The sequence below is a fragment of the Bacillus sp. Pc3 genome (assembly GCF_000815145.1).
In the GTDB taxonomy this organism is placed as follows: Bacteria; Bacillota; Bacilli; order Bacillales; family Bacillaceae; genus Bacillus; species Bacillus velezensis.
In genome coordinates this window covers 2,230,007-2,246,292 of record NZ_CP010406.1, presented here as the reverse complement: position 1 = coordinate 2,246,292, position 16,286 = coordinate 2,230,007, and the positions used below count along the sequence as shown (strand labels likewise).

Genomic DNA, 16,286 nt, shown 5'->3' with positions numbered 1-16,286 from the left:
TCAGAATAATGATAATAATGAATCTTAAAAAAACCTAAATTACCATCAGCACAAACAGAAATGATCAGCGCTCATTGTAATTTAGGTTTTGCCTGCTTATCAGTAACAATCCTAACAAGATCATATGTGAATGAAGAAAAAAATGCCAACGCTTTCATTATGCTTATTTGACTACCCTTTCTATGTGAATCGTTAAATACAGCAGCTCGTCACTGGTGAGCTTGTGTTCATACGTCCTCTCAATGCATGTTTGGATTTTCTTCGTGCATTCATACGCCCGATGGTACTTTTCTTTCACTGTCTCCAGCAAAAAATCGTCCTGGCTTTCCATATGTGTGCCGTTAAAAAGACGCTGCGCGAAAAACTTTAAGTGGGTGACAAACCGATAATAGTGAAGTGATTCCTCGTTGAAGTCAATCTTAAAATGGTATTTTACGATACTCAAAATCTCTTGCATGACTTTTGTAATGTTGATGATATTGGGCATCTCTTCATTCAACTCGGCATTGACAATATGCAGCGCAATAAAGCCTGCTTCATCCTCCGGCAGAGACACGCCAGTCTTGTTTTTTACCATGGCCAACGCTTGTTTGCCGATTGCAAACTCGTCTTTATACAGCCGTTTCGTTTCCCACAATAAGGCGTTTTTGATATCCAGCCCTTTCTTATTGCGCTGGATCGCAAAGTTAATATGGTCGGTCAGCGACACATAGATGCTGTCATTGAGCTTTTTGCCGAGCTGTAATTTCGCATAGCTGATAATCTCTTCGGATACTTCCATACATTCGATCGGGATATCATACAAAAGGGTTTTGAACTTTTCGGATACATCTTTGTTATCGAGCGTGAACACTTTCTCAATGCGGGCTTCATCTACCGGGTCTCCCGTTTTCTTTTGAAAAGCAATGCCCCGGCCCATGATAACCAATTCCTGATTGCCTTCTTTGAGCACACTGACAACATTATTATTAATGACTTTCGCAATCTTCAATTCTGTCTCCCTCCCGCCTGACCATTTACCTGCTACACCTTGATTTTACATCCTTTTTGAACTAGGTCAATATCTCCAGGTCAATCAGAAAACGCCGTTCAGAAATCATTGTCCAACGATGAGGCAGCGGCGCATATAATGCAGAGAACCGGTTTTTGGGAAGGAGCGTGTGTGATGAAACGGTTTTCGAAAGAAGAACGCAGCTGGATGCTGTATGATTGGGCCAATTCAGCTTATTCGGTCATTATTATGACGGCGGTATTCCCCTTGTTTTTTAAAGCCGCGGCGGCGGAAAACGGTGTCAGCGCAGCTGATTCCACCGCTTATTTGGGCTATACGATTGCCGCCGCGACTTTTATTTTGGCGATGCTCGGCCCCGTCTTAGGAACGATTGCCGACTACAAAGGATGCAAGAAACGGTTTTTTGCCTTCTTTTTTCTGATCGGTGTGGCGGGCACAGCCGCGCTGGCTTTGATTCCCGGTGAATCTTGGATGCTGTTATTAATTTGTTATACAATTTCCACGATCGGCTTTGCCGGGTCTAATGTGTTTTATGATGCGTTTCTCGTTGATGTGGCCGCAAAGGAGCGGATGAATATGGTGTCCGCCAGGGGGTTTGGGCTGGGCTATATCGGCAGTACGATCCCTTTTCTCCTCAGCATTGCCGTGATTCTTTCAGCTCAAGCGGAGGTGATTCCGCTGTCCGCCCAGGCCGCCGGCCGCATTGCCTTTTTGATTACGGCGGCATGGTGGGGGCTGTTTTCGATCCCGCTCCTTCTCCGCGTCCGCCAGCGCTATTATATCGAGAGGGAGCCGCGGCTTGTAATCAGCAGTTTTAAACGGCTGGCCGGCACGCTGAAGCAGATCAGGAAGCACCGGGCGCTGTTTTTGTTTCTGCTCGCCTATTTCTTCTATATCGACGGGGTCGGCACCATCATTACAATGTCCACGTCATACGGGGCTGACCTCGGCATCAGCGCGGCAAATCTGCTGATTGTTTTATTTGTCACTCAGGTCGTCGCCGCGCCTTTTTCGATTTTGTACGGACGGCTGGCCGAACGGTTTAAAGGAAAAACGATGCTTTATGCCGGAATCGGCGTGTATATGCTTGTCTGCACGTATGCTTATTTTATGGATTCCGCTTTTGATTTCTGGGTTTTGGCTATGCTTGTCGCCACTTCCCAAGGAGGTATTCAGGCGCTGAGCCGCTCTTACTTTGCAAAGCTTGTCCCCAAACAGAACGCCAATGAGTTTTTCGGATTTTATAATATCTTCGGCAAGTTCGCTTCGATTATCGGCCCGCTTTTGATTGCCGTCACCGCCCAGCTGACCGGAAATTCGTCAGCCGCCGTGTTCAGCCTGATTTTGTTATTTGTGATCGGCATTGCCATCCTTGCGTTCGTGCCGGAGGAGACGGCGTAAAAAAAGCCTGCGCGCGGCAGGCTTTCTTTTTTATTTCTTGGCTTTATGGACTTTCAGTTTTTTGCCTTTGACCGTCGTATTTTTCATGATGTCAAGAACGTGCGGGCCTTTGCCGTTCAGAATTTCGACGTACGATGCGTTGTCCAAAATCGTGATAATTCCGATATCATCGGCTGAAACGCCGTCGATTTTCGCAATCGTTCCGACAAAATCGACCGCTCTGAGTTTTTTCTTTTTCCCGCCGTTAAAGTACAGCTTCATGATGTCTTTGTTTAACTGTTCGCTTTTGTCTGTTTTGACATCGGGGCGGGCGTTCAGTTTTTCCGAAAAAGCCGCTTTCCGTTCCGCTGTTTCTTTCTCGGACGGCGCCTCCCGCTTTTGGATGCGGAAACCGATATATGTCTCAATGTCATTCAGGAACCGCGATTCAGAAGGCGTCACAAACGTAACGGCCAGTCCGCGGTGTCCGGCGCGCCCCGTTCGGCCGGTGCGGTGCACATAGCTTTCTTTTTCAAGCGGAATATCATAATTGATGACGAGGCTGATGTTTTCAATATCAATTCCTCTGGCGGCAACATCGGTCGCAATGAGATAGCGGAACTCGCCGCGTTTGAATTCATTCATGACGTCAAAGCGGTCTTCCTGCACCATGCCGCCGTGAATTTTATCGCAAGGGTAGCCCAGCCTGTCCAGCTCATCGGTTAACTGAATGACCCTTTCTTTTGTCCGGCAGAATATAATGCAGCTGTCCGGGTTTTCGGTGATCAGGACATCACGCAGCAAAGATGTTTTGTCCTCTTCTTCTGTTCTGGTGACAAAATGCTCAATGTCTTTTGTCGTCAGGCCTTCCGCTTTTACTTCAATCAATTCAGGGTCTTTCATATATGTGCGGCTCAGCTTCTCGACGTCATCCGGCAGCGTCGCTGAAAACAGCATGGTGACTCTGTTTTTCGGCAGATGCTGAATGATGGCTTCCACCTGTTCAATAAATCCCATATTCAGCATTTCATCCGCTTCGTCAATCACCACATACGCCAGCCGTTCAAGCGGCAGCGTCCCTTTTTCTATATGATCAAGCACACGCCCCGGCGTTCCGGCAACGACGTGGCTTTTTTGCTTCAGTTCGGTTTTCTGTTTGTCAAAAGAAGCTTTTCCGAAAACCGCCGTGGCTTTTATCCGTTTGAAACGGCCGATATTCGTGATATCTTCTTTAATCTGCGCCGCAAGCTCGCGGGTCGGCGTTAAAATCAGCGCCTGCGGTTTGTTTTCCTCCCATTCCGCAAGCTCGCAGATCGGAATGCCGAAAGCCGCGGTTTTGCCGCTGCCCGTCTGCGATTTGACAACGAGGTCTTTTTTTTGCAGCGCGGCGGGGATGACGCGCCGCTGCACTTCAGTCGGCTCGGTGTATTGCAAGCCATTCAGCGCCCGTCGGATCTCGGGGCTGATCGCATATTCATTAAACTCATTCATGACTAAACTCCTTCTCTGTCCGGCTCCCCTCATTATACGCGAAATGCCGCCGCTTTACCCTGACGTTTTGCCGGGCCATTCGGGGGACTGCTTTTTCTTCATGTCAAGCACGACCCATTTGGCGCAATAAAAGCTCATGCTTCCTTCCCCGTCATCGACATAGTAGCGGATCGATTCCCAGCCGCCGTCGACCGGGCTGATATCCAGATGGATGTCGGTGATGCTTTCAAGATCATCCAGCCGGGCAGCCCTCACATCCTCAAACCGCAGCACGGCATCATACTGCCCATCAGTCAGCTTCAGCTCAAACACCGGGATTTTATCATAATACTCGTTATACCCGTTATAGAACGTAAACTCCGTCAATGCAAAACAACCCGGCGAATCCGGCCCCAGCAGAACTGCTTTCTCATGTTTGTGCCATTCCATTTTGTGCCTCCTTTTTTTCAGCTGAATTGGCATGTCTGACTCAAATGAATTTTTCTTACAAACCCCCATGAATTTCTTTATATGACTGCACCCAATCTTTTAATTCTTCAATCGTATGCAGATACGAATCAGGCGAATCTTTCAGATCAAACCCGCTCAAATACACGAGCATCTCCCAAACGTTTTCATCCTCAAACTCCGGATCATCTGCAGCCACGTACTCGCATGCCCAATCCGACACTTCTTCCCTCGCCGCTTGACCGTTCAGGATCAGATCAGCCTTCTTCAGACATTCTGCTATTGTGGGTTCTTTCACGTCAGAAGCCTGCCTTTCTTGTTTAAAATGCTGACCAACAGCCCTCTTACCCGTTCGTGCCGCCCGATTTCCCGGCTGAGCTCCGGATAATCTGTTAAAGCGTTTTTCAGCTGCGCATATTGCGGATACAGCTCAAAAAAGGATTTATATAAGGCTTTACGCTGGCGCTTAGGCATTTGTTTATTCGCCAAAACAAAATCTAAGCTGCCGCAGACAAGCGCGAAATACTCATAAAAATCCCCCGCGCAGGCAGCCCCCTCAAAGTCTTCTTCGAATCTCCCTGTATCTGAAGGCAGCGGACCCTCTAATTCTTTTTTGTATAATTTCAGGTTGCGGATGACGTCATCATTTAAAGAATATCTGTTGGATTTCATCATCTCATTTTGCCGCTTTCCAATTACTGATATCCCGCTTATAAATCCCCGAATTCGAGACCACGTAAATGGCATTGCCAGTCAGCTTCAGCTGATGCCCGGAAAGCTCATCGCCATCCGGATCACAGCACGTCACCTCTTGCATCGGCAGACTGACATCGGCCGGTATGAGAGACAGTGAATGATCATCTTTGCATACCCAAAACCCGTCTTCTGAAATCGCAAGCTGGTCGTAAACCCCGGAATATGCTTTATCAGAAATAATCCACACTCGTTTCACGTCGGTTTCATCAAACGCAGCAATGACTGTATAAGAGTAATACAGCATGTAGATCAGTCCGTCTTTTTCTGCAAGTGCATAGCAGTCATCTGCCGCGGGCGCGTATATTTCCGAAAGCTGCTGATCAATGTGAGTTTTCTTCAGCCGGCCATCTAATGAATAGCACAGCACACTGTGCCCATCAGGATTTTCATCACTATAAGTACCTTCATCACTTAAACCGATCCACAGGTTTTGTTTTTCATCCAAAAGACTGCATGAAACCCCTGAAGGCAGAGAAAATGCACATTGTTCTGTTCCATCTGCTGAAAATACCTTCACTTTATACTCATGCGATTCAAAGTAAATCAACACATACCTGTCAGCCAAACTCTGTTGAAACAGCATAATATCCTCACACAGAATTTGTTCATCGATATGAATCACTCGAATATCACCTAATTCATCGATAATCGTAAACGAAAGCCCGTCATTCTGATGCCGTCCGAGATACAGATGCCCGCAATTATCAAAATGGAAGAAACGTCCTTTTATTGATTCGTCATGTATCTTATTCATTTTTATTTTCATGTCATTGCCCCTTGAATTTATAATGCGCGGCGAGCTTTTTTTGAAATTCATCCGGAACGATCTGATCCGGGAATACAACTGATACCCAGTCTAAAACAAGATTATCTAAGGGCCTCCATGATCCTAACGTTTTTCCCGCAATCTCCTGATCAATGCCTAGAATACAGATCTCAAAATCTCTCTCTCCGTAAATCGCCCACCTTAAAGTCGGTGAAGCCCATACGACGCGGGATGCAATATTCATTATGCAGTCATTTTTACTGTGCTTTGGATAATCAGTTAAGATTGAAAGATATTCATCTTCGGTTATATTTAAAGGAATCTTTAACCAGTCAAAATAGCCGAATTCCACGTGAAACCGATTCATATCATCAGGTTGTTCCAGAACAGCCATTAAGATAAATTCATCGTGATGATGATGCGCCAAACTTTTGAGCATCTCCCAGCCTTCTTCAGACAAGACCCAGTGGAATTCCTCGAATAGATAATAATGTTTTTGTTGTTTAAATACTTGTTCGGGCAACGTTTTATTTTCATGAAATAAGGAATATATTTGGGATTGAAAAATCGCCAATTTCTTTGTGTTCTTTATAAAAAAGGGATGCATCTTGTACCTCTTTTCGACGGTTTACACACAAGCTCACAGCCGTATTCTGTGCCACACAGACGCACTTGTTTCATTAAAAAATGCCTCTTGTTTTCCCCAAGCTTGTCCATTAACTTTTCTCTTATCACTGAGCACTTCCTTAGAAGTTATTTTCAGGGTGCACAGAACTATCAAAACTTTACCAAATATAAATCGTTATCATTAAAGATAAACATGCGGTCCTGGACGGCTCTGTACATTGTTTCTCTTTTTCTATCAATACCGTGTATCATGACGTCAGCCTCTGATAAGCCTTTGTTCTCTTCATGAAATGCAAATAGGTTATCCTCGTGACTCTGAATCAGAAGCACCCTATTTTTCGAAACGGACAGCTGATCACAATAGGAGTATTGATCGCCGTCCAGCACATATTCTGCAACAGTACGAATTCTGTCACGTTCAATCTGATAATGCCCGATGACACAGCAATCCTCTCCCTCGAAACAAGCATACAAATCGGATTGGATCGATTGTACGGCATAGCATTCATGCATCATTTCTTTAAAATCGTCTTCAAAATAAAACGTTCTGTCTTCTGTATGAAAAGCAAATATCGCTTTCCCTTGAGGGTTTCTCTCATCATACATACCCTCGTCCGTTAATCCGATCCATAATAATCCATCCTCACCCAGATGAAATACATTGGCGCTTAATAGAAAAGAACAAATCGGATTGATTTTATTACTGTTTACGCAGTATACGGCTAATTGACACGTATGATTTTCCAGGTAAACGATCACGATAGTGTCATCATACGAATCAACCAGATAGAAATGGGCATCTTCAGAAAATCCGTGTAACTCTTTTTTGATTAAAAGAGAGCTGCCTTTCATAACCTCCAATATTACTTTGTGATCGTGCACCGACACAATAAATACTTGATCATCCCGACCCGCATTGAAATAAATGATATTTTCCCTTTCATATGACCCAACACGCTCCGCGGTAAGTTTTAACATCAGCAACACTCCGTTGAATAGGAACCTGAAATTTTATATTAAATTAATCAATGATATATAAATCTGCTGCATCGTATTCAAACCAAATGATTTTTTCATTACTTTCAGTAGTTACATCAACCTTTTGAGTGTTCAGGTTCATGTAGGACTTATTTTTGGCAGGATTTGCTATTATAACAACAAAATCATTGATCGATGCTAAAAAATATAATTCATCTAATAAGTAATCTGCCATCAATTGTTCTTTGGTTAGGACACATTCAATATGAATGAACTTTTTCGATACAGTATTCATATTTATCATTTTCTTTTCAACCTTCTTCTTCCATTCTTCAATAAAAGAAGGTGTTCCATAACTTCTATCAGAACGGTTCCAAACTCTAAGTCATTCATTAATTGAGAAAAAGTATCTTTACTCACTAGATCACATGAATAAATCGAATTGTATTTAAGCGGATTAATCACATTCAGATTCCCTATAGCCCTCAATGATTCTTTTTGTAAATTTAAAGGAGTGTTCATGTTTGCCTCCGCGAACGATTTCATTATGTAAGAAAAGAGAGGCTGGGAACCTCTCTTATTTGTTTATTTATGATTTCGGATGATACGCATAAAATGATTGGTCGTCAAAGCGAACTGTTTCAGCTTATACAGCAATCAGCATGCTGTTCATGTCAATGAGAAAATTAGCATTTGATTGATACTCCGGAATTACAGCATTTGATAGATTTCCGATTCCTTCCGGGTGGTAACTCATCTCAAATACTTGCCAATTGTATTCTTCAGGATCTATTTTTTCTAATCTCATATCACCAATATCTGCACTAAAATAAACAGATGCTGCATTTTGAAAAAGAATGTTATGCGTACATTCGGCTTTATTTTCAACGACCTGAATCTTAAGTGAAAGCTCTTTTTTAAACACATGAAAGTCAAAATGAAGGACAGCGCACCCTCCGTCTATATAATCTACCCATTCATTAATTGTCTTGTACACCGTTTATCTTTCTTTGGAGTCTTTGAGATCTGATTTTAAAGTCTTCACGAAAATTTCTAGCTTTTCTTCATTACAGTTCAATTTTCGGTGTTATTTCAAGTTCCAGACAACCGTCTCCGATTTTGGCCATGCTGTCTTCTCGTTCTCTACTTAATAGCTTTAATTTAGTAGTAAATGATTTGAATGACGCTCTGGAATTCAAGCTAAGTTTCAATCGATTGTTCACCTTTTACTGTCTCAGTTCTAATCACCTACCCACTTATTATCTATAATTTTTTTAAAAAAAGCCTGTTGACCAAAAGATGATCAACAGGCTCATCTATTTTTTATTTAATAATGTTTATAATATTTTCTCTATGTCTAGATCCTATTCTGATTGTCTCGGAATCTGTTATTTCTATATGATAAAGAACATAATCCAGTAAATCTTTAATAATTGTTTTCTCTGCTAAAGGGGCTCCATTTAATATATCTTTTAACTCAACATCTTTTTCCAATAAGATTATATTTTCATGCGCAATTATTGTATTCTTGTACTCTTCTGCTGAGGTTTTTATAAATGAGATTTTTTTATTAAACAAAGTATTTGTTTTTAAGCTCGCTGAGAATATACAAGTATCACTATCTTTATTTGAAACAGAGTAAGAATACATTGCGTATTGTTTATTTTCCATATTTTTTAATATAACAAATATTAAATCCTCTATTGTTTTATACTCTTTTTCAACCCAATCATAGTCATTGAGAGTTGATATTTCATAAAAATAGTACATTTAATTCTCTCCTTCTATCTTTTATACACTGTAAACCGCCATTGTGCACTGCCCCTTTTCCATTTCCCTTTATATATAGAAAACTTATTACTTTGTAAATGATAACCATGATTATTATGTGGTGTATGCCACTCTAGAGATCTATATATAGACCTCCCAGTCTTTTTCTTTCTCGAATAGATTATTCCCCAATAACCTCTTCCTTTTTCTCTATCCCCTTTTATACGGCCTACTTTATGAATTCTATATGGAATCCTTTTCGCGATTTTTTTTGCGCCTTTTTTAATAACTGATTTAGTCCATTTCTTTGATGCATTATATGCCTTACCAACATTCCTCTTTGCCCACTTTCCTGGAGCACCATTCCATGACCTTTTTATTACTTCCCATAGAATTCTGGCCCAGTGCCCATCTGGGTCGACCTTCATCACCGGATTGTTATTGGCATAAGTATATCCATTCTGATCCAATGAATCGCCGTCACTGCCCGGGTCTGGATCGAGTGATAAGAATACGCCGTTTCTTGGCTCGTAGTAGCGGGCCATGAGATAGTACAGGCCGGTTTCTTCGTCGTATTGGTAGCCTGCGTAGCGGTAGCGGTTGTCTTTTACTTCGTCGCTCGCTTCGGTTTTTGTCGGATTTCCCCATGCATCGTATTGATATTTGGCAACGGTTTTTCCGGTGCTGTCTGAGATGGCGATGACGTCGCCGTGTGCGTTGTAGTGATAGAAATATTTCTTGCCGTTCTTTGTATAGGATAACAGCTGGCCGCTGTCACCGTACGTGTATGATTTTGTGACGTTGTTGTCGGCGTCTGTTTCATACAGGACATTCAAGCTGTCTCCGTCGTAGAAGTAGTTCGTGACGTTTCCGTTGACGGTTTTTTGGATTCTGTTTCCTTTTTCATCGTATTTGTATGTTGCGAACGGCTTGTCTTCGCCTTTTTTCGTGACGGCGGTCAGGTTGTCTTCCGCGTCCCACGTATATGTGAATTTGCCGTCGGATGTGCGGTTGCCGTTTTTATCGTAGGACAGGTCTTCGTCATTCACCTTCGTCAGCTGATTCATGATGTTGAAGGATGCGTTGACTGATTTGCTTGCGCCGTCCTTTGTGGTGGTAACATTTGTCCGGTTGCCGAAGCCGTCGTACGTATATTGAATGACAGTGCCGTCTTCATGAGTTTCTTTGACGAGCTGGTTGAGCTTGCCGTATTCGTACTGCACCTTTCCGCCCGCTGAGCTGTCGATGACCGTGCGGTTGCCGTTGGCGTCGTATTCATAGCTTTCCCGGAAGATGCTGCCGCCGTTTTTCGCTCCGATATGAAGAGAGCTGACAAGATTCCGCTCATCATATGAGAAGCTCGTGCCGACTTCATTTCCGCTGATGAATGTCTGGACATTGCCGTTTTCATCATAATCAAATGTATAGGCTGAAGTGCCGTCTTTCATTTCAATCATTTGATCAAGTTTGTTGTACGTAAAGCTGTTTATTCCTTTTTGGCCGCCGTGGCTCCATGAGAAAGTTTTCAGCTTATCCGAATCAGCCGGATACGTCCAGCTTTGGCTGCCGCCGCGGTCGGTTAATTCGGTCAGGCGGTTTTTGTTGTCAAAGGTGCGTTTTTTCGTTGTATTTTGTTCTTTGTTTGTGACCGACGTTTCATTGCCGTTTTTGTCATAGGTAAAGTTGTATTTTTCAGTGCCGTTATACGCTTTTGACTTAACCCGGTCGGTGCCGTCATAGGTCAGCGACACTTCATTGCCGTTGGCGGAAACGGTTTTCGTCAAGTTGCTGTTGGCGTCATATTCACTCTTCATTACATTGCCGAGCGGGTCGGTTGTTTTGACGAGCTTGCCCATGACGTCATATTCATATTGATAGGTCTGGTCCGCGCCGGCCCGAATCGTTTTTGTCAGCTCATTTCCTTCCTTGTCATAGCTGTGAAGGATGGATGTGCCGTTTGACAGGGTCAGCTTTGTCAGCTGGTCGGCCTGATCGTATTCGTAGGCGGTTGTTTCGCCTTTCGCGTCGGTTTCAGACATTTTCTTTCCAGTCTCGTCATATGAAGCAGTGCTTGCATACCCTAGTTCGTCTTCTTCTTTTGTGACGTAGTTTCCTTTTTCGTCATAGGTATTTTTCGTCAGGATGCTTCCTTCGATTAAACGGATATCATCAAACCACGCCGTTCCTGTGGCGCTTTTTTGGAACAGAATGCTGAGTTCGATTTTATTGATCGGCTTTGTTTTCGGAATGACTGCCGCCGCCCGGTTCCATTCCTGTGTCCCCTGCGGGAATTTGGCGGTGTAGACGCCCGTCGTGCCGTCCGCATAAGTGACGTCAGCCTGAAGCGCGTAATCATTGTCGTTCGTAAATTTTACGCCGTCAGCCTTGGACATCCCCGTCAGCGTGATATATACCGGCTTATCGTCCGCGCTTTGGCCTAATGTAACGGTTTGTTTTGCGGCCGCATTGGCTTGTGATGCATTTGTGCGGGACGCTTTTAATGAGCTGTCATCATCGAAGCCTTCATCAAGGTCAGCGGCGGCTCCGCTTGTGCTCCAGCCATCTGTTTTGGCCGTGAAACTGCTGTTTTGCACCGGGTTATAGCTTGAAGAGACTTCGCCTTTTTCCAGCTGAACCTGATCAAACCACGCTTTTCCTTTGCCATCCTTGTCGTTATGATCCACTTCCATATAGACGATGGCTTTTCCTGCATTGGCCGGTGTTGTAAAGGTGATCTGCCGTTTCGTCCAGTCATTCTTTCCGGCTAATGCGCCTGATTCATTGTGAATCCATTGAATGCGTTTTTGGTCTTTGTCACGCAGATCAATGTTGAAATACGCTCTTGCCTTTGTCAGATCCGTTTTGATCTGGCCGCTGAGTGTATACGTCGTATTCGGCTCCAGCTGCACTTCCTGCGTTGCGGACGCATGGCCGTGCTCTGTTCCGGCTGAAGCGGATTGTGACGAGATCTCCAATGCTTTTTGTCCGGACAGCGCGCCGCTTCTTGCTTTTACAGACGCGATGCTTCCGCTGTCTCTCGTAACAGTGAGATTCCAGCCAAGCTTTGTTCCTTCAAAGCTGCCGTCTTTCAGCAGGCTCGCCGAAGCTGCCAGCTCTTTGCTTGATTGAATGAGATTTCCGTACTTGTCATACACGGCGGCGGATGAGGATTTTCCGCTTTGATCCGTCTCAGAAACGGCATCAAGTCCGTCGTACGCAATATCAGTGACGTTCCCCTCGGTATCCTTCATTTTCGTCACGTCATTGTTTTTGTTGTACTGATACGTTTCAGTGCCGTAGTTGTCTTTTATGGCTGTGACGTTCCCGTCTTTATCATATTGATAGCTTTCTGTCGCTTTGCCCGCATCCGCGTCGTTCGGATCGGTGTCCTGAATGACGTTGTTGCCTTCGTATACGGTATTGGTCGTGATTTTCAGCCCTTCGGCATCATCGATCATCTGAATCGGGTTGCCCGCTTCGTTATAGCCATACTGCACTTTGCGGCCGTTCGGCTGCGTCATGAGCAGCGTTTTTTTGTCCGCGTCATAGCTGTAGTCGTACGTTTCTTTTTTCGCATTGACGGCTTTGGCCAGTCGGTGGCCGCTGTATTGGTATTCAGTGAACAGCGGTTTGTCATCCGTGCTGTTTGCGGAATACTGCTTGACGAGGCGCCCCTCGGCATCATAGTCGTAGCTTGTGACGCTGCCGTCAGTATCCGTCACCTTTTTGAGAAGGTCTTTGTCATATGAATATGAAATCTTTTTGTTTTTCGGCCCTGTAAGAGATGTGACATGGCCGTTTTCATCATAGGTAAATGTCAGCTTGCGCCCTGATGCGTCTGTTATGGCGGTCAGCTGATTGCTGTCGTTATATTCGTATACGGTTGTGTTGTTGTGTCCGTCAACGATTTTTTGGAGCTTGCCGCCTTTTTTGCTGAAGTAAGCGTTCGTCTGATCTTTTGTTTTTAATACAAATTGATCGCTTGTTTCCGTAAGTTCGAGATAAACGCCCGTCGGCGGCTGATACGTGCCGTCAGATTTTTTCGTGAAGACATGTGTTGTCGCGTCCTCATCAATATAAACGGCTCTGCCGTCTTCAGAAAGGATCGACGTTTCCGCATCGGCATACCAGCCTTGGCCGAACATATGGTCAGAGCTGTCAAGGCTGTTGAAGGTCCGGGAGAGTCCGAGCCCCGGTCCGCGTCCGTCGATTGACATATCTTCCTCATTGACGATGACATTTCCCGTCGCGCCGTTCAGCTGTCCGTCCGGAATGTCGATAATAGACCAGAATTCTTCCGTTCCGAGGAATTCCGCCCCTTCATGGAAAACAGGGTTAAAAGGTGCCGTCGGTATGCTGTCACCGTTTGCGTCATAGGCGGTCAGCGTGAAGGAATAGTTCTTCTTCCCTTTGTAATTGCCGTTTGCGTTTTCGTAAACAGGTGAAGGGTCAAGCGCCAGTTCGCCGCCCTTTCCGTCCGTGTGAAGCTGGAATCTTCCCGCTTTCACTTCATCGGCTGAAGGCCAGATGTGTTTGTTTTGGGTCGTCCAATGATCGGTATCCCCGACATCGAATGATTGATAGTCTTTTCCGTTGTAGATGTTGATTTTGTAGCCTTTGGCGTTTTTGACTTTATCCCATATGAGATTGACATAACCCGTTTGGCTCGATTTCGTGTTCGTATAGACATAGCCTGTCAGGTTTTTCGGCTTTGCGATATCAGGCAGCGCCGGACTCGCTTCCGGTGAGGCGATCGCTTCTCCGTCTTTGTTATAAGCAATGACTTTAAATCCGTAGGTTTTCCGGTTCGCATCTCCGCCGGCGTTTTTATAAACGGGGCCCGGGTTGATCGGCAATTCCGCGCCTTTTTTGTCTTTCAGGTGAAGCGCATATTTTCTGGCGCTGATTTCCGCCTTTGTCGGCCAGATGTTTTGATCTTTTGTGGACCAGGATGTTTTATTTCCGAGGTCAAGCGTTTCAAAGCCTTTGCCGTTAAAGACTTGCATTTTATACCCGGCTGCGCCTGATACGGCTTTCCAGGAAAGATCAAACCAGCCTGTGGCGTTGTTGTTATTAAAGCCTTTCGTGCTTGGTTTCTGAACTCTTCCGATATTCGGAATGACGGGCTTGGCGGCCGCAGACATGGCGCCCTCTCCCTGGTCAAACACCGCGCTGACCGCGACCCAGTAATTTTTACTTGCCGGATAGCTGCCGCCGGCGTTTTTATAGACCGGCGAAGGATTAAGCGCTAATTCAGTTCCGCCTTTTCCGTCTGTATGCAGCTTATATTTGCCGGAGTCGATTTCCGCTTTTGTCGGCCAGATGTTTTTTCCTTTTGTGCTCCAAGAGGTTGCATTGCCGACCGGAATGGCCTGGTATTCTTTCCCGTTATAGAGCCAGACTTTATAGCTTTTGGCGCCTTCAGCTTTTTTCCAGCTGATATTGAAAAATCCTGTCGAATCTCCGTTATGATACGCTTTGACAGACGGCGTGTCCGCCTTCGGAATTGTGTATGTCACTTCAATGTATGGTTTTTTAGCAGAGTTTGCTGATGACATCAGCTTCTTCCAATATTCTTTTCCGTTGCCGTTTGCGTGAAGCTTAAAGCCGTAATTGGCGCCGCCGCTGTTCCACGACTTGACTGCGGAGGTGACATCGAAGCTTGCCCATTGGCCTTTATAGACCTCGGCTTTGCCGATGTTTTTGGAGCCCGGCTTGTTCTTCCACGTAATCTTGGCATTGTCGTAATTGCTGTTAACGGTGTCGAGCCAAAGCCCCGTCGCTTTTGATCCGTAATAGGAGTGGGCTGTGTACGCTTTGAGCGTCGCTTTCGTCACCGTCATGTTTTTGATCGGCTTTAGATTATCAAACTTCATAAAAGCGTAGTTCGTTCCGGTTGTGCCGTCATAATATCCAGTTTTCAGCACGTACGCTTTCAATCCGGCGTCCCATTTCTGCGATGCGGCAGAGTAGTTTGTCGTCGGGTACGCGCTCATGACAAAGGTATCGGATGACACAGATACTGATGTTGAAGGGTCAATAGATACCGGATAAACCCGCTTGGGATCTTTCAGCCATTTTTCATCGGCCGTTACATGGAGCAAGTAGCCTTCACTGTTTTTTTCAAGCTTGAAGCTGACATCTTCTGACCTGCTGACTTCACCTGACTTTTCGTCGAGATCTGAGTCGGTCATAAAGGGCTTCGGCACGGTGTAGACGACATTGTCTTTATCATCAGAAAACGCGATCGAGCCGTCTTCCTGTTCTTTAGCCTGAAGGTCGGTTTTGATTTGAAAGGTGAAGGAATTGTAGCCTTCATATTTGTGAAGCACAAGGTCTTCTTTTATGTTTTCGTTAAATGTGTAGGTTTGTAAATCAATTGCAGGAAACACTTGCTGATACGTAAGCTCGTTGCTGTCTTCCTTGACTTTTGCTGAGGCATCTGTCGGAGTGATTGCAGCCTGATCGGGGCCTTTTGCGCCGGTTAATGAGTATGTGAGCTTATGATCATCATGTTCAAATGTAGCGTATAATCCGTTTTTCATTTGCTTCAGAAAATCGGAATTCAGCACTGTATTTTCCGTTCCGACTTCCTTTGAGCCGGTTTTCAATTCAGGAGAAACGTCTTCCCAGTCCGCATTGGCGGTTTCTTTCGTATGTATGGGGTCTGTGTAGATTTCCTGTTTGTACACACCCTCGCCTTCATAGTAAAGCTTTGAATTCTCAGTTCTTTCTGACGTGATCTCACCGTCTTGATTGATATCTTTTTGATCAAAAGGCATCTGCTCAGATGCTTTTTCCGCCGGAAGATCTTTTTCCGGGTCTGCGGCCGGAATGGCGGCGGTTTTCGCTTGATCTTGTTTTTCACGCGTTTCTGCCGCAAACACATCGGCAGGCGCAATGGAAATCATCAGCGTTGCCGCAAGAGTGCCGGCCAGCCATTTTTTCCACTTGTTCTTTTTTCCTATTTTCATAGGTTCTCCTCCTTCATTTGTAATATAGGCTTAACAATAGTAATATTATTGAAATTGTTTATCAATATTTCCCTAGGTATTTAAG

The 16,286-nt window shown here is 44.8% G+C and carries 13 protein-coding genes; 1 reads left to right on the top strand and 12 read right to left on the bottom strand.

Annotated elements, in window-relative coordinates:
- Window positions 1–163: 163 nt before the first annotated feature.
- A complete protein-coding gene (gene licT / locus SB24_RS10650) occupies window positions 164–991 on the bottom strand; it encodes a BglG family transcription antiterminator LicT (RefSeq protein WP_015418531.1) in 828 nt (275 codons plus the stop codon).
- Between the two features lie 171 nt (window positions 992–1,162).
- On the opposite strand from licT, the gene SB24_RS10645 reads away from it, so the two are divergent.
- Window positions 1,163–2,413 carry an MFS transporter gene (locus tag SB24_RS10645; protein ID WP_105322167.1) on the top strand — a complete coding sequence of 417 codons (1,251 nt, stop codon included), beginning with the start codon at window positions 1,163–1,165 and terminating at the stop codon, window positions 2,411–2,413.
- A 30-nt stretch (window positions 2,414–2,443) separates the two neighbouring features.
- Here the strand turns inward: SB24_RS10645 and SB24_RS10640 are convergent, their stop codons facing one another.
- The 11 genes from SB24_RS10640 to SB24_RS10590 form a co-directional block, all read right to left on the bottom strand.
- Window positions 2,444–3,883, bottom strand: coding sequence for a DEAD/DEAH box helicase (locus SB24_RS10640; protein WP_033574330.1), 1,440 nt, complete (start codon window positions 3,881–3,883; stop codon window positions 2,444–2,446).
- Between the two features lie 54 nt (window positions 3,884–3,937).
- On the bottom strand, window positions 3,938–4,312 hold the full coding sequence (locus SB24_RS10635) for a hypothetical protein (RefSeq protein WP_033574329.1): 375 nt from the start codon (window positions 4,310–4,312) through the stop codon (window positions 3,938–3,940).
- 55 nt (window positions 4,313–4,367) lie between these two features.
- Entirely contained in the window at window positions 4,368–4,628 is a 261-nt protein-coding gene (locus SB24_RS10630; RefSeq protein WP_033574328.1) for a hypothetical protein, read from the bottom strand.
- A complete protein-coding gene (locus SB24_RS10625; RefSeq protein ID WP_033574327.1) occupies window positions 4,625–5,005 on the bottom strand; it encodes a YxiJ family protein in 381 nt (126 codons plus the stop codon). The genes SB24_RS10630 and SB24_RS10625 overlap by 4 nt, the downstream gene beginning before the upstream one ends.
- 1 nt (window position 5,006) lies before the next feature.
- A complete protein-coding gene (locus SB24_RS10620; RefSeq protein WP_015418537.1) occupies window positions 5,007–5,852 on the bottom strand; it encodes a nucleic acid-binding protein in 846 nt (281 codons plus the stop codon).
- Window position 5,853: 1 nt separating this feature from the next.
- On the bottom strand, window positions 5,854–6,459 hold the full coding sequence (locus SB24_RS10615; protein ID WP_033574325.1) for a hypothetical protein: 606 nt from the start codon (window positions 6,457–6,459) through the stop codon (window positions 5,854–5,856).
- A gap of 170 nt (window positions 6,460–6,629) precedes the next feature.
- Window positions 6,630–7,457 (bottom strand): hypothetical protein, encoded by an 828-nt coding sequence (locus tag SB24_RS10610; protein WP_033574324.1) that lies wholly within the window; start codon window positions 7,455–7,457, stop codon window positions 6,630–6,632.
- Window positions 7,458–7,500: 43 nt separating this feature from the next.
- Window positions 7,501–7,761: a hypothetical protein gene (locus SB24_RS20425; RefSeq protein ID WP_223255288.1), complete on the bottom strand. Its 261-nt coding sequence runs from the start codon at window positions 7,759–7,761 to the stop codon at window positions 7,501–7,503.
- Window positions 7,762–8,103: 342 nt separating this feature from the next.
- The gene (locus SB24_RS10600) at window positions 8,104–8,454 is read right to left on the bottom strand and encodes a YxiG family protein (RefSeq protein WP_015418540.1); all 351 of its coding nucleotides are present in this window, start codon (window positions 8,452–8,454) and stop codon (window positions 8,104–8,106) included.
- 326 nt (window positions 8,455–8,780) lie between these two features.
- On the bottom strand, window positions 8,781–9,227 hold the full coding sequence (locus SB24_RS10595) for a hypothetical protein (RefSeq protein WP_015418541.1): 447 nt from the start codon (window positions 9,225–9,227) through the stop codon (window positions 8,781–8,783).
- 14 nt (window positions 9,228–9,241) lie between these two features.
- On the bottom strand, window positions 9,242–16,201 hold the full coding sequence (locus SB24_RS10590) for a DNRLRE domain-containing protein (protein WP_033574323.1): 6,960 nt from the start codon (window positions 16,199–16,201) through the stop codon (window positions 9,242–9,244).
- Between the last annotated feature and the right edge of the window lie 85 nt (window positions 16,202–16,286).

Excerpts from the sequence above, each read along its gene's own strand:
- SB24_RS10595 (WP_015418541.1), bottom strand. The coding sequence starts at position 9,227 with ATGTACTATTTTTATGAAATATCAACTCTCAATGACTATGATTGGGTT.
- SB24_RS20425 (WP_223255288.1), bottom strand. The coding sequence starts at position 7,761 with ATGATAAATATGAATACTGTATCGAAAAAGTTCATTCATATTGAATGT.
- SB24_RS10590 (WP_033574323.1), bottom strand. The coding sequence starts at position 16,201 with ATGAAAATAGGAAAAAAGAACAAGTGGAAAAAATGGCTGGCCGGCACT.
- SB24_RS10625 (WP_033574327.1), bottom strand. The coding sequence starts at position 5,005 with ATGATGAAATCCAACAGATATTCTTTAAATGATGACGTCATCCGCAAC.
- SB24_RS10640 (WP_033574330.1), bottom strand. The coding sequence starts at position 3,883 with ATGAATGAGTTTAATGAATATGCGATCAGCCCCGAGATCCGACGGGCG.
- SB24_RS10610 (WP_033574324.1), bottom strand. The coding sequence starts at position 7,457 with ATGTTAAAACTTACCGCGGAGCGTGTTGGGTCATATGAAAGGGAAAAT.
- SB24_RS10615 (WP_033574325.1), bottom strand. The coding sequence starts at position 6,459 with ATGCATCCCTTTTTTATAAAGAACACAAAGAAATTGGCGATTTTTCAA.
- SB24_RS10620 (WP_015418537.1), bottom strand. The coding sequence starts at position 5,852 with ATGAAAATAAAAATGAATAAGATACATGACGAATCAATAAAAGGACGT.
- SB24_RS10635 (WP_033574329.1), bottom strand. The coding sequence starts at position 4,312 with ATGGAATGGCACAAACATGAGAAAGCAGTTCTGCTGGGGCCGGATTCG.